Genomic DNA, 14,390 nt, shown 5'->3' on the forward strand with positions numbered 1-14,390 from the left:
GAAGTTTTGTGCGCCAATAAAGACCGCCCACTTAAAGCTGCCGGCAACGTCTGCGCCGCCAGTACGCACAAATAAAACTTGGAGGCAAAACCTTTACCGCCCCCAACTAGGGAAATTGAGCATTATCGCCTTGCCCAAAAGAGGACGATTATCCCATTTTGTGGCAGAAGAGAATACGCCCTGCCGTTAATTACTACCTGCCCCATAAGTCATACTGTCAACTAGAGATGTTTTCCGATTCCCACGCAGCCACTTTACTCTTACTAATAAGGTGGATTGGGTCGGTCCGTTCAAAGACTTATTTCCTTCACTAAAATTCATTGAGAGACACCCCCAAATAGAGCCGTTTGCGAACCTGCCGACAAACTGTCCACAGACCGACAAAGTAGAGGTGCCGTATACGATGAAACGCCAAAAACGAAATCACGCCGACAGGGCATTTTACAAGGGCTATTTGGCAGCCCTGAACAACAAGTCTATGGATAGCTGCCCATTTGTCGAAGAGGATCCTCATCAGGAGTGGATCAATGGTTGGCGTGAGGGGCGGGAAGATTACTGGAATGGCTTCGACAGAGTGACCAAGGCGCAAAAACTGGAAATTTATGGCGCCGTTTCTACCGACATCCAATACCCTGACGGGTGGAGTACCATTTAGCGATGGCAAGGGGGCTTATCGTCAAAAGCCCCCCTTTTCCTAGCAATCAGCAACTGATACAGCTTACCCTTGCTCTGTTCGGCGACGCTCCAAAGCAATTGCCTCTGCCGCCTCACGAATCAATTCAGGCCCCCGATAGATAAAACCGGTATACATCTGTACGGCAGTCGCCCCAGCACGAATCTTTTCAGCCGCACTGTCACCATCAAAAATACCGCCAACCCCAATAATCGGGATCTGCTTGCTCAACTCTTTCGATAACAGCTCGATGACCTTGGTGGATTGAGCTCTCAGGGGTTTTCCGCTCAAACCGCCCTCTTCGCTACCATGGGGCAGCTTGGCGACTGAAGACTTATCGATCGTCGTATTGGTAGCGATCACGCCGTCGATATCGTACTCACACAGCGCCTCAGCTATCTGCGCCACCGCATCGCCTTCCATATCCGGGGCAATCTTGACAGCGACAGGGACGTAGCGATCACTCTTTTGAGCCAGCTCCATCTGCTTGTCTTTGATGCTGCCCAGCAAGCGATTGAGACTGTCACCAAACTGGAGGTCACGTAGCCCTTTGGTATTGGGAGAGGAAACGTTGGCAGTGATGTAGTCGGCGTAGCGGTACACCTTCTCCATACACAGGCAGTAGTCATCGGCGGCCTTTTCCACTGGAGTATCAAAGTTCTTACCTACATTGATCCCCAAGACACCGCTATAACGGCGCTTTTTCACTCGTTCAATCAGGTAGTCAACACCGAGGTTGTTAAAACCCATACGGTTAATAATCGCATCGGCCTCTTCCACCCTAAACAGCCTTGGCAGCGGATTGCCAGGTTGGGGGCGCGGTGTCACGGTGCCTACTTCAACGAATCCAAAACCCAGGGCTCCGAAACCATTGAAGGCCTGCGCATTCTTATCCAGACCAGCGGCCAAACCAACTGGGTTGGGTAGAGTGAGCCCCATCAACTCGACCGGATCATCCGGCACCGACTTTTTGTACAGGGACATCAAACCGAGACGCTCTGCAGCGCCAATGGCATCAATCGACAAATGGTGGGCCCGCTCAGGGTCAAGCGCAAACAAGGCTTTACGCAGTGTTGAATACATACCTTTCCTTACGTGGGGAGGCGAACCCTTCAGAAAAACGAAGGGCTCTATCTTGTGATGACGATACTACAGGGACCTTTGAGCGGCCCCTGGGCTCTATTCCGCTACTGTTCTGCCAGGGTTTCCCGGTCCGCAGTGGCGTGGGCGAGATACATTAGCTCGCGCAAAGCCACAGTGAACATGGCAAAGTCACCGACAGAAGTAGACTTCAACTCGGCAATCATATTGTGCCAGCGTTGAATTGCGGGCGCCATGATAGCGCTCCAGCGGGACATTGCACCCTCTACATCAAGATTTTCAGCCTTGCCCAAGCGGAGGATGTTCACCGCCAGTGTCGACAACTGGCTGTCCAGGTCATCCATACTGGTCTCCCGGGCCTGCGCCTGCCAGAAGCTGTCTACCGGCAAATCGACGATCAGATTGCCAAACCAATGCAGGTTCAACTCATCCGACAGCCTGAAGTAAACCGTGGCAACTTCCTCTACGGGAGTATCGCTAGCTCGCGCCGACTCGGAAATACCCAGTGCCGAGTAGAGGTAGGTGGGCGACGCCGACAGCAGGGCCAGGGCCTCTGGTACCCCTGCTTCCAGGAGTTTCTGGTAGCGCTGCTCCCATTCGTTAAGGGGCTCGCCACTCAAGACCTGCGGCAACGCTGTAATAACCCGCTGTACCGGCTCCTGGAACAGCTCGCAGTTGGTAGCTGGCTCCAACTCATTGCGGCGATTGCGCAGGAACCACCGGGTTGCCCGGCGCACACGGCCTATCATCGAGTTCAGCAGTTCCGTTTGCAGCTCCGCTGGCACCTTGTAGTCCAGCGCAGCCAGCTGCTCCTGGAAGTCGTGCATCTCGTACACATCGCGAGCGCTGACGTAAGCAGCAGTTACATCATTCACATCGGCGCCAGTAGCTGTACCGATACGGTTGTAGAAGGTGATACCCATACTGTTAACCATCTCATTGGCGACCTGGGTAGCCACGATCTGGCGCAACAGCGGATGGTCATAGACTTGGTCGCGATAACGCTCGACCAATTTTTCCGGGAATGCAGACTCAACCGCAAAACGCACCCGCTCATTGTCGGTGATTTGTGCATTTTGCAGCTCTTCTTTCAACTTGACCTTCACGTATGAAATTAGAACCGATAATTCAGGGCGGGTCAGGGACTGCCCTTTGTGCTCGCGTTCAGAAATCTGCTCGTTATCAGGAATAAACTCCAGCGCGCGGTTCAATCGGCCGTCGTCTTCCAAAGTGTTGATGGTTCTGCGGTACTCATCCAGGCGCTTGGCAACCTGATATTCCGCCACACTGAGGGCAAAAGTCTGCTCATAGTTATTGTGCAGCACCAATTCACCGACAGCATCGGTCATCCCATCCAGCAGCTCATTGCGCTGCTTTTCCGTCAAATCACCCTGGGCAACGACTTTATCCAGAAGGATCTTGATATTTACCTCGTGGTCAGAACAATCCACACCAGCCGCATTATCGATAAAGTCGGTGTTACAACGCCCGCCATTGAGAGCAAACTCAATACGTCCACGCTGGGTCATACCCAGGTTGCCGCCCTCGCCAAAGACTTTGGCACGCAACTCCCGGCCATCAACGCGCAAGTGATCGTTGGACTTATCACCAACTTCGGAGTCCGTCTCGGTAGTAGCCTTAACATAAGTGCCAATACCGCCATTCCAGATCAGATCCACCGGCGCTCTGAGCAAGGCACTAATCAGCTCGTTGGGGTTCAGTTGATCCTGTTTGATATCAAACGCTTCTTTCATTTCAGGCGTAATAGCAATGGCCTTGGCGCGACGCTCAAAGATACCACCACCTTTGGAAATTAATTTGCGCTCGTAATCTCTCCAGCTCGACCGGGGCAACGCGAACAAACGCTGGCGCTCTTTATAGCTGGATTCTGCATCCGGATTGGGGTCCACAAAAATATGCAGGTGGTTAAAGGCCGCTTTCAGGCAGATATGCTCAGACAGCAACATGCCGTTACCAAAAACATCTCCACCCATATCGCCAATGCCGACAACAGAGAAGTTTTCTTTCTGGACATCCACCCCCATCTCACGGAAGTGGCGCTGCACCGATACCCAGGCTCCACGGGCTGTAATACCCATTTTCTTATGGTCGTATCCCTGGCTGCCACCGGAGGCGAAAGCGTCGCCCATCCAGAAGCCATACTCCCCGGCAATGTCGTTGGCAATATCTGAGAAAGTCGCCGTCCCCTTATCCGCAGCCACTACCAGGTAGGGGTCATCCTCATCCCGGCGAACAACATATTTGGGTGGTACAACTTCGCCGTCTTTCAGATTGTCAGTGATATCCAAAAGGCCGCGAATAAAGGTTTTGTAGCAGGAGATTCCCTCTTCCATCATGGCTTCGCGACTGCCATCGGTAGGCGGGCGTCGAACAACAAATCCACCTTTTGCACCACTGGGTACAATAACCGCATTTTTCACCGCTTGGGCTTTTACCAGGCCCAGAACTTCTGTGCGGAAATCTTCCAGTCGGTCAGACCAACGCAGGCCGCCGCGAGCGACTTTACTGCCGCGCAAGTGCACACCTTCCACACGAGGGGAGTAAACAAAAATCTCAAACTCCGGGCGGGGTTCGGGAATGCCGGGAATATCCCGGGGACTGAATTTGATCGAAATATAATCCTTGGGCTGCCCTTCATCATCCACCTGGAAGAAGTTAGTGCGCAGGGTCGCCAGGATTAATTCCAAATAACGGCGCAGAACCAAATCTTCATTCAGGTTATCAACCGTATCCAAACCATCGTGAATTTTAGCGATCAAGCGCTCGACACGGGGCTGCTCCTGCTTACCAGTGCTTAAACGGGGATCGAACATCGCCCTAAACAAGGCTACCAGGTTGCGGGTGATATCCACGTGGCTGGCCAGGGTAGCGGCAATATAGCTCTGGCTGGCACCAGACTTGGTTTGTTTCAGGTAACGGGCGTAGGCACGAAGCATGGATACTTCGCGCCAGTTAAGGCGGGCGGCCAGCACCAGGCGATTGAAGGCATCGCTTTCCGCCGTATGATTCCAGATCGCCGCGAACGCATCCTGGAACAGGCCACGGGATGCCTGCGCATCAATTTTGGTGGGCAGACCAAATTCCAGATGGAATTCGTGCATCCACACATCGGTATAGCCACGGGGGCGAATCGTATAGGGGAATTCACCAATAACCCGCAAGCCCAGATTTTCCAGCACGGGAATCACGTCGGAGAGCGTCAGGCCGCTGCCCCAGTTGAATACCTTGAACCGCAGGCTGCCCTGAGCGGCCCCCACCGGCTGGTAGAAACTCATTGCTACCCGGTTATCTTCACTGAGGCTCTGAACGGCTGCTACATCCTGCACCGCAATACGAGGCTCAAAGTCTTCACGGTACCCCGCCGGGAAGGCGCGGCCAAAAGTACGATAGAGACGACTGCCCTCTTCTTCCCCGCTATTTTCAATTAGTGATCTTTGGAAAACATCTTCCCAGGAGCGGGTAATATCCACAATTTGCGCCTCCAGCAGCGCGACATCAAAATCAACAGGCTCATCGGGGGACACGCGGAAAACAAAATGAACCCGCGCGAGAATGGATTCGGAGAAGAAAGTGGTGAAGTCCGAGTCCTTCGCATTAATCGCTTTGGCAATATGCGCGCAAATCACCTCGCGCACATCACTGTTAAACAGCTCACGGGGAACGTATACCGTGGCAGTAACAAATTTACCAAAGGGGTCGCGACGCATAAACAGACGAAGGTGAGCCCGCTCATTTAACTGCAGCACACCCATTACCACGTCAAACAGCTCTTTGGTGCTGCCCTGGAAAAGTTCATCCCTTGGGAAGGTATCGAGAATCCGGCGCAGGGCTTTGCCATCATGCCCCTGTCCGGAGAGACCGCTAGACTCGATGATCGAGGCCATCTTGCGGCGAATAATCGGAATTTTCGCTGGGCTCTCGGTGTAAACCGGCGAGGTATAAAGCCCCATAAACGCCGCTTCACCAATCACCTCACCCTCGGTGTTGTAGCGCTTAATCATCACGTAGTCCGAATAGGCCGTGCGGTGCACCCGGGACTTAACGGAGGACTTGGCAAATGTCAGGTAATTGGGCCCTTGGTAGAAACGCTGCTTCCCCTCACTAAAAGAGGTTTCCAGCATCGGCGCAGCCTCTTCCAGCTTTTTGAAAATACCGAGCCTGCGGTCTTCAACTTCATTGAGGATTTTTTTATCCCCGACAACACTGAACTCGTATTCGCGATATCCCAGGAAGGTGAAGTTACCATCGCGCATCCACTGTAAAAATGCACTAGCTTCCAATAGGTTGGTGTCTTCGTCTGGAAGTCCCGCCTGTAACTGTCCCTCCATTGCGCTGCAGGTTTCCAGCATCGGGACATAGTCGTCCACTACCAGCTCCACATCGCCGAGTACGTCTTTTAAGCCAGTCATCATGCCTGAAGCGAACTCAGATGAAGTGTCGTGATTAATCTCGACATAAATCATCGCTTCGTTCGTGATGCGCTTCCCTTTTGCCTGCGGCTTTTCACCCAGTAACTCTTCCTCTGGCGGCAACAGGCGAGTCAGTTTCCCCTTGGCATCGCGTTCGACTCGAACTACCGTACTCTTTATCGAATGAGTCACTGTATTTCGGCGATTGATCTCCATGCGAATGGAGTCCACCAGAAATGGCATATCCCGCTGCAGCACGCCAATGACCGTATGCGAGCACTCCCAACCATCGTCTTCGAGGCGGGGGTTAAAAACCTTCACCTTGGGTAGGCCGCCCGGGCGCTGTTGAATAAAGTTCCACCAGGTGTATATGCAGCCATAGACGTCAACAAGACGACGACCGGCCAGATCCTCTAATGGGTACTGATTGAGGAACTGCTGGGCAAAAGCCACAACGGGTTCGGCTTCGCTGGTCAGCTTGTCACGAATCAGCTCGCAAATCTGCGCAACTAATTCTTCACGGCTGTCGGTAATAACCGTCGCCATATTCACGGGGAACCTCCCAATCTCATTTTTGTCACATCGAATCCAAACACTGTAGATCCGAAAAGGTCATCATCTCAGCCCATACGCAGCTGCAGGGTCGAGTCCTAAAAATTACACTTTCAGTCAGACAGTGAGGAGAAGTCCATTCCACCTCAGAATCTAGTCGGCTCGGCAGAGGCCTACGTCTCAGGAGTTGCCTCTTCATTTGGTGCCGCTAAAATCATCAGTCGCCACCTTCTCGGCGGCGACTATATATAGATGGTAGAAAGCCAGCCAGGTCCGTGCGGCGGCTAAATTCTCAGAAGAAGAGATACTATGGAAGCAAACCAGACTATTAGGGATCATATCGCCGCTTTGGGCGATTGGTTGGAAGAGCAGATTATCGGTCAAGAGAGATTGGTTAACCGATTGCTGATCGCCATGCTGGCCGATGGCCACCTTTTGGTGGAGGGAGCGCCAGGCCTGGCCAAAACCAAGGCCATTAAAACACTGGGCGAAGCTATTGAGGGTGACTTCCATCGCGTTCAATTTACGCCAGATCTGCTTCCGGCGGATATTACCGGCACCGACATTTACCGGCCGGAAACCGGAGAGTTCCATTTTCAACCAGGTCCAGTGTTTCACAACCTGATACTGGCCGATGAGATTAACCGTGCGCCAGCCAAAGTTCAGTCGGCGCTGCTCGAAGCTATGGCAGAACGGCAGATCAGTGTCGGCCGAAAAACTTATCCCCTTCCCCAGTTATTTTTGGTAATGGCTACCCAAAACCCTATTGAGCAGGAAGGGACTTATCCTCTGCCAGAGGCACAATTAGATAGATTCCTAATGCAGGTAAATCTTGCCTATCCCAATGCGGAGGCGGAAGCAAAAATCCTGCGCCTGGCCAGATCCGAGGCTAGCCTTGGCGAAAATCGCCCCACTGAAATTATCAGCCAAGAAACCATTCTTCAGGCGCGCAACCAAATTCTGGAAATGCAGATGGTTGAGGCCGTGGAAACCTATACTGTCCAACTTGTCATTGCTACTCGCGAGCCGGCGAAGTATGACAGCGAGCTGGCGTCATGGCTAGATTTTGGTGCAAGTCCGAGAGCAACAATTGCATTGGATCGCTGCGCGCGCGCTCACGCCTGGCTCGCTGGGCGCGACTACGTCACCCCAGATGATGTGATGAATGTCGCCCCCGATATTTTACGCCACCGACTCCTGTTGAGTTTTGAGGCCGAAGCGGCGGGAATTACTACCGACCAGGTAATTGAGCGATTACTTCAACAGGTGCCTGCGATCTGATGTCCGCTGAAGCATCCCCAACTGAGCTCGAACTGCGCGGGGCTTATCCCGAAGTAACGCCGTTGGTACAAATGCGCTACGCCGCACGGCAGTTGCAATTATTCAAACCGCGCCTGGCCCGCAGTGATCAGGCCGGCAGCCTGCTCACTCGCTACCGCGGCCGCGGCATGAATTTTGAGGAAGTGCGGAACTACCAGGCCGGCGATGATGTACGCTCCATTGACTGGCGCGTAACAGCTCGAACCGGCCAAACCCACACCAAACTTTACCAAGAGGAGCGCGAACGCCCGGTAGTTATCCTGTTGGATTTGCGCTCGCCGATGTTTTTTGGCAGCCAAAGGGCATTTAAATCGGTGACGGCCAGCGGCATTGCGGCAGCGCTGGGTTGGGCTGGTTTACAGCACAGCGATCGGATCGGGGCATTGCTTTTCTCCGACCGGGAAATAGACACAGTGCGTCCGCGCCGCAGCCACCACGCCGTACTTTCGATGATTCACAGTACGGTTGCCCGCGCTGCGGAACTGAGCAGCCCCATCCCCGAACAGGGCAGCCAAACACTGAAAACATTGCTGGAGGAAGCGCGAAGAATCGCACGTCCCGGTAGTGCGCTCTTTTTAATCAGTGATTGTCACGATCTCGACGAGAGCTGCTCACAGCCACTCTATCTTTTATCCCGCCATGCCGACCTGCAGGTACTGAGGGTATCGGACCCGCTGGAGCAACATCTGCCCGGCCAATCCCTCACCATATCTGACGGTCGCCAGCGCACATTCCTTCATGCCGGCAACAGGCCGGTACACGAACATTTTGCCGAAAAGCAAGCCCGCGCCCGCGCCGAGGTTGAACAACTGTGCCGGCGTTATCGGCTGCCGCTGCTGGACTTTGATAACACCCAACCGCTTATTCCAGCACTGATGTCCGTCTACGGCTCGCGGCAAAGAAATAATGGCTGGCAAAATACGAGAAGGCCCAAGTAGTAATGAGTTTGAAAGTGCAGAAAAAGCTAGTCGCCAGTGTTTTGGCGAACCAAGGAGCGAAGGCAAAACGCACTGGCAATTTAATTGAGGGCCAGTCGTGATAAAAGGAAGTCTTCTGGCAAAACAAATGCAATCCCCAACACCGCAAGCGCCTTCGCCCGAGGCCCAGGAACTGTTATCGCAACTCCGCGATATACAAGAGCCCAATGCGGTTAATTGGTGGCCACCCGCTCCAGGCTGGTGGATGTTGGCCGTATTAATTCTTGTCTGTGTGGCCGCCGCTGCCCTATGGTGGCGGCAGCGGCGCAAAAAAATTGAACGCAATCGCTATCGTGTCGAAGCAGCCTCACTGCTCGCCGCAGTAAATACTGAGGAGCTGGATGCAGTTCCAGAAATTAATGAAATACTTAAGCGAGTGGCAGTTACAACATACAGTCGCACAGAGTGCGGCAATCTTATCGGCACAGCATGGGTCGAATTCCTGAAAAAGTCAGCCCCACTCGAGTGCCCCTCTGATGCGCAACAAGCACTCGTCGAAAACCTCTATCGTGGCAGCTGTGACCCAGACAAAAACCGAGCGCTACAGGAATATGCCATTTTGTGGGTGAAGCAGCATGGACAACCCACCAAAAGCAGCCCGCAACACCAGGGCGGGGAGGCCGCACATGTTTGAATTCGCCTGGCCATGGGTTTTCTTTTTAGCCCCACTCCCGCTACTCGCTCGCTGGCTGCTACCCCGCTCCAAACCCATGAGCAGCGCCCTGAAGGTGCCATTTTATTCTGAGCTATCCCAACGCGGCGGCGGCGAACAAAGCAATCTGCTCAATCTCTTTTTGCTGATTCTGATCTGGCTGCTTTTAATCAGCGCCGCAGCCCGTCCCCGGTGGTATGGGGAGCCGATATCTCAACCCAGCAGCGCAAGGGATCTCCTTATTGCCGTAGATATTTCAGGCAGCATGGAAACGCCCGATATGGTAATTAATGGCCGACCGGCGATGCGTATCAATGCAGTAAAACAGGTGGTTGGTGACTTTGTTGAACGGCGTAAAGGTGACCGTTTGGGGTTGGTACTGTTTGGGACTCGCGCCTACCTGCAAGCCCCACTCACTTACGATAGGGAGACGGTAGAAACTCTACTAAAAGAGGCCCAGATCGGCTTTGCTGGACAAGGAACTGCCATCGGCGATGCCATTGGGCTATCGGTCAAACGCCTGACCCAACGCCCCGCAGAGCAACGCGTGCTGATACTCCTCACCGATGGCGCCAACACTGCGGGGGAAGTCTCCCCTCTCAAAGCTGCCGAACTGGCACAACAAGCGGGTATTACGGTTTACACCATCGGTGTAGGTGCCGACGAAATGGTTCAACCCGGTCTTCTGGGGAGCCGTTTTGGCAGCCGCAGAATTAACCCTTCGCGAGACCTCGACAGCAAGACACTCAAGGAAATCGCCGATAAAACCGGGGGCCGCTATTTCCGCGCCCACAACCCGCAGGAGCTGGCAGAAATCTATGCCGAACTGGATAAGTTAGAGCCTGTCGAACAAGAAGCGGAAAGTTACCGCCCCATGAAGTCCCTGTTCACCTGGCCCCTTAGTATCGCCCTACTACTGGCTGGAATTTGGGCCTTGATTCCCCTGGCGAGCAATTTTCAGCTCCCTGCCAGACGAGAAGAGATAAGTCGTAACAATGGAGGTCAAGCCCAGTGAATATGCTCGACCTAATCCAATCCTTCCACTTCCTGCGCCCTGGGGTTCTGTGGCTGCTAATTCCCGCAGCACTACTCTGTTGGGGATTGGCAAAGATGGTGCTCAACAGCGCTCAATTGCAAAAGGTCATAGACCCAGATCTGCTGCCCCACCTTCTACTGCGCGGTGGCAGTAAAAGACCCTGGTTATTCGCATTAATATTTGCGCTGCTGGTCGCGATGATTATCGCTCTGGCCGGCCCTGCCTGGCGCAAGCTGCCAACCCCAGTGTACAGCAACCAGGATGCCCTGGTCATACTGCTAGACTTGTCACCGTCCATGATGGCGACAGATCTATCACCCAATCGACTAACCCGCGCCCGCCTTAAAATTTTGGATATTTTGCGCCAGAGAAAAGACGGCCTCACCGCACTCGTCGCCTATGCTGGAGAAGCCCATGTCGTCACCCCTCTTACCGAGGACACGGCTACTATCGCCAATCTGGTACCCGCGTTATCGCCCTCAATCATGCCAGTCCCCGGCAGCAATATCGAAATGGCCGTCGATACCGGGATTCGCCTGTTAAAGGATGGAGCCGCAGGACGCGGACAATTACTTGCCGTTACCGACGGCATAGACTCAATGGCCGCCGATGAGGTCACCAAAGCTCTGTCCAACGCAAAAGTTGAGATGAGCATACTCGCCGTGGGCAGCGGCGAGGGCAGCCCCATCCCACGGGGGAATACCGGTGGATTTGTGACTGATAGTAAAGGGGCCATCGTCATCTCCAATTTCGATGCCAGTGAGCTTCGCCAGCTCGCCCAGTCCAGCGGAGGGCGTTTTGCCAAAATTACGGTAAATGACAGCGATATCGACTATTTACTGCCTCAAACTGACAGCCCGCAACAAGCGCAGCTCACTGAAAGAGAGTTCGACCAATGGCGGGATGAAGGGCCGCTATTACTCCTTTTAATACTACCTTTTGCAGCCCTACTCTTCCGTCGGGGAGCTCTGGCATGCGCCCTGCCCTTACTACTACTAACTGGAATTTCAAGTGAAAGCCAGGCTATTGAGTGGCAGGATTTATGGCAACGCAAAGACCAGCAGGGCCAGCGCCTACTGGAAGAGGGACAGCCGGCAGAGGCCGCGCAAGAATTTCACAACCCCGAATGGAAAGGCACTGCCAACTATCGCGCAGGCAATTACGCAGAGGCCCAGGAGAATTTCGCCCAACGTAATAATTCACAGAGCTTGTACAATCTTGGCAACAGCCTGGTGCAACAGGGGGACTACGATAAAGCTATCGAGGCTTACGATGAAGCCCTGCAAAAGCAGCCCGAGTTTGCCGATGCCGAGCACAATCGAGAAATTGCTGAAAAGCTGAAAGAGCTGCAAGAAAAACAGCAGCAATCCCAACAGCAGTCCGGTGAACAGCAGCAAAGCGAGCAGGAACAGAACCAGCAAGACCAGCAGCAGAGCCAGGAACAACAGCAAAACCAAGAGCAGCAAGCTGAGAACAACGAACAGCAGTCCAGCGAGCAGCAACAACAGGGCAATAATCAACAGCCCTCTGGTTCATCAGAGCCCTCTGAGCAACAGCCCCAAGGTGAGGAGCAGCAGGGCTCCCAAGAAAAGGGCCAGGAAGAGCAGGAGAGCGAACAACAACAGCAAGGCGAACAACAGGGTGAAGAACAGCCGCCGCAAGGGGAATCGCAACCTACTGGCGCTGAAGAAAGCCCTCTCGACCAGGAAACCCAACAAGCCCTGGACCAATGGCTCCGTCAAATTCCCGATGATCCAGCCGGCCTGATGCGCGAGAAGTTCAAATACGAGAGCCTGCAAAGGCGCCGTGCCTATCGCAGCGGAGAGTGGGAGCCACCGGAAAATGGGGCGACACAAAGATGGTAAAGAACAGTAGAACAATGTCGCTGGATTCAAGGACACTGATTTCAAAAATGCCTATGGACGCAATCATTAACAACCGAATAAAACTTTGGAGCCTCCCACTCAGCCACACCTTCGCTTTGCTACTTCTTGCAATAGCACTTTGTTTGTCGACACCGGTTTTAGCAAGCGATCTCAGCGCAACGGTCGATAGGGATAAGATTGGAATTGATGAGACCGTCAATTTACGTGTGCGCTATTCAGGAGACAAAAGTGGTGGACAACCGGACTTTGACTTGTTGGAACAGGATTTCGATATTCTCTCGCGCCAACAGTCCAACCAGTATCGCGTTATCAATGGTCGTGCAGAGAGTTTTGTCGAGTGGGTACTGGCGCTAGCCCCCAAACGGGAAGGCAAACTGTTTATCCCCTCTTTTAACTATCAAGGAGAGGTTTCCGATGCGGTTCCCGTCACAGTCACCGAGGCGCAAAGTGGACCTAACGGCGGTGAAAAGCAGGCTTTTCTGGAAGTAACACTCGACAAGGAAAAGGTCTATGTCCAAGAGCAACTGCTGGTAAAAATTCGCCTGTACACCACTATCGGCTTACACGATATCGCAACAGAGCCTCTCAAGGTTGCCGGCGCTCATGCAGAAAAAGTCGATGAGCAGCGATATGAGCGCAAGCTCAATGACGTGAGCCATGCGGTTTACGAAGTTACCTACGCCGTTTTCCCTGATAGCTCAGGCAAGCTCAGCATCCCCGCACTAACCTACGTGGCCATCGCTGGGCGCAGGGATCCCTTCTCCCTATTTAATCGCAACAGCCAAAGGCTTCGACTTCGCTCCCAGGAGAAGTCTATTGAAGTACTGCCAAAACCCGCTGACTACTCTGGCAGCCAATGGCTGCCCGCTGCCAGTCTCGGCATTGTTCAAAGCTGGAGCCAGGACCCGGACACCTTTGCCGTAGGCGAACCTATTACCCGAATTCTTACCGTACGTGCCGAAGGGCTCAGAGCCGCACAGTTGCCCCCACTTCCCAAACTCAACGTGGATGGCCTTAAAACTTACCCCGATCAACCGCAACAAGAAGACCAGGTTGGGCCCAACGGCGTTACCGGAAGCCGTATTGAGACAACCGCGATTGTGGCTACACAACCCGGGGACTACGAGCTTCCTCCCGTCACTGTGACCTGGTGGGATACAAAAAGCCAACGACAACGCACCACTCAACTACCGGCATTCCGCTTCTCAGTTTCCGGTACTGCTGCTGCAGTAACCAGCGACAGTGAAACCAGTGCTAAAGTACCTCAGTCAGCTACACCCACCGAACAAGTCGGTACTGTGAGCCATTTTTGGCGCAACCTGGCTATTATCGCGATTGCCTCTCACTTACTGTGGGTGCTGTACTTTTTCTTTCAGAGGCGCAAACCGGCCCAGCAAATACCGAGCAACCACGCCCAGGCTCCCGACTTACAACGTGAAACCCGTGCCCTTAAAAAAGCTCTGGAGAGTGAGAACCCCATCCATATCCAGCAAGCCACTTTAAAGTGGCTTGCTGCAAAGTGGCCGCAAGTAAATGGGAAGAGCCTGGCTGAGACCGCGAGGCAACTGAACATCCATGAGCTGGATCAGCTCCAAGCAGTTCTGGACGCCGCTATTTACAAGTCACCGGCTAGCCCTTTGGACATCAATAAGGTGAAAGCAATAATCGACTTACTACTGAACGCGAAACCTGAAAGTGAACCCAGTGAAACGGATAGCGCCCTGCCCTCACTGTTCTCTTAACAGGAGCCACTTCACATAAAA

Annotated in this window: 9 protein-coding genes; 7 read left to right on the forward strand and 2 right to left on the reverse strand. The window is 53.5% G+C overall.

The annotated features are described in order from the left end of the window. Positions 1-403 precede the first annotated feature (403 nt). The gene (gene rmf, locus ACG1BZ_RS14550; protein ID WP_108733677.1) at positions 404-655 is read left to right on the forward strand and encodes a ribosome modulation factor; all 252 of its coding nucleotides are present in this window, start codon (positions 404-406) and stop codon (positions 653-655) included. 63 nt (positions 656-718) lie between these two features. Here rmf and ACG1BZ_RS14555 read toward each other — a convergent pair whose 3' ends face one another. Next, a complete protein-coding gene (locus ACG1BZ_RS14555) occupies positions 719-1,756 on the reverse strand; it encodes a quinone-dependent dihydroorotate dehydrogenase (protein ID WP_413662444.1) in 1,038 nt (345 codons plus the stop codon). A 104-nt stretch (positions 1,757-1,860) separates the two neighbouring features. Next, a complete protein-coding gene (locus ACG1BZ_RS14560; RefSeq protein WP_413665875.1) occupies positions 1,861-6,750 on the reverse strand; it encodes an NAD-glutamate dehydrogenase in 4,890 nt (1,629 codons plus the stop codon). A 315-nt stretch (positions 6,751-7,065) separates the two neighbouring features. Between ACG1BZ_RS14560 and ACG1BZ_RS14565 the strand changes: the two genes are divergently transcribed. From ACG1BZ_RS14565 to ACG1BZ_RS14590, 6 genes are all read left to right on the forward strand, one after another. Next, positions 7,066-8,037: an AAA family ATPase gene (locus ACG1BZ_RS14565; protein WP_282932305.1), complete on the forward strand. Its 972-nt coding sequence runs from the start codon at positions 7,066-7,068 to the stop codon at positions 8,035-8,037. Next, entirely contained in the window at positions 8,037-9,014 is a 978-nt protein-coding gene (locus ACG1BZ_RS14570; RefSeq protein ID WP_413662445.1) for a DUF58 domain-containing protein, read from the forward strand. The genes ACG1BZ_RS14565 and ACG1BZ_RS14570 overlap by 1 nt, the downstream gene beginning before the upstream one ends. Before the next feature lie 127 nt (positions 9,015-9,141). Beyond that, a complete protein-coding gene (locus ACG1BZ_RS14575; protein ID WP_413662446.1) occupies positions 9,142-9,687 on the forward strand; it encodes a DUF4381 domain-containing protein in 546 nt (181 codons plus the stop codon). Next, positions 9,680-10,720: a vWA domain-containing protein gene (locus tag ACG1BZ_RS14580; RefSeq protein WP_282932302.1), complete on the forward strand. Its 1,041-nt coding sequence runs from the start codon at positions 9,680-9,682 to the stop codon at positions 10,718-10,720. The genes ACG1BZ_RS14575 and ACG1BZ_RS14580 overlap by 8 nt, the downstream gene beginning before the upstream one ends. A 2-nt stretch (positions 10,721-10,722) precedes the next feature. Beyond that, positions 10,723-12,606 (forward strand): VWA domain-containing protein, encoded by a 1,884-nt coding sequence (locus tag ACG1BZ_RS14585; RefSeq protein ID WP_413665876.1) that lies wholly within the window; start codon positions 10,723-10,725, stop codon positions 12,604-12,606. After that, positions 12,600-14,369: a BatD family protein gene (locus ACG1BZ_RS14590; RefSeq protein WP_413662447.1), complete on the forward strand. Its 1,770-nt coding sequence runs from the start codon at positions 12,600-12,602 to the stop codon at positions 14,367-14,369. The genes ACG1BZ_RS14585 and ACG1BZ_RS14590 overlap by 7 nt, the downstream gene beginning before the upstream one ends. The last annotated feature ends 21 nt before the right edge of the window (positions 14,370-14,390 follow it).

It is taken from the genome of Microbulbifer sp. CNSA002 (assembly GCF_047324085.1).
In the GTDB taxonomy this organism is placed as follows: Bacteria; Pseudomonadota; Gammaproteobacteria; order Pseudomonadales; family Cellvibrionaceae; genus Microbulbifer.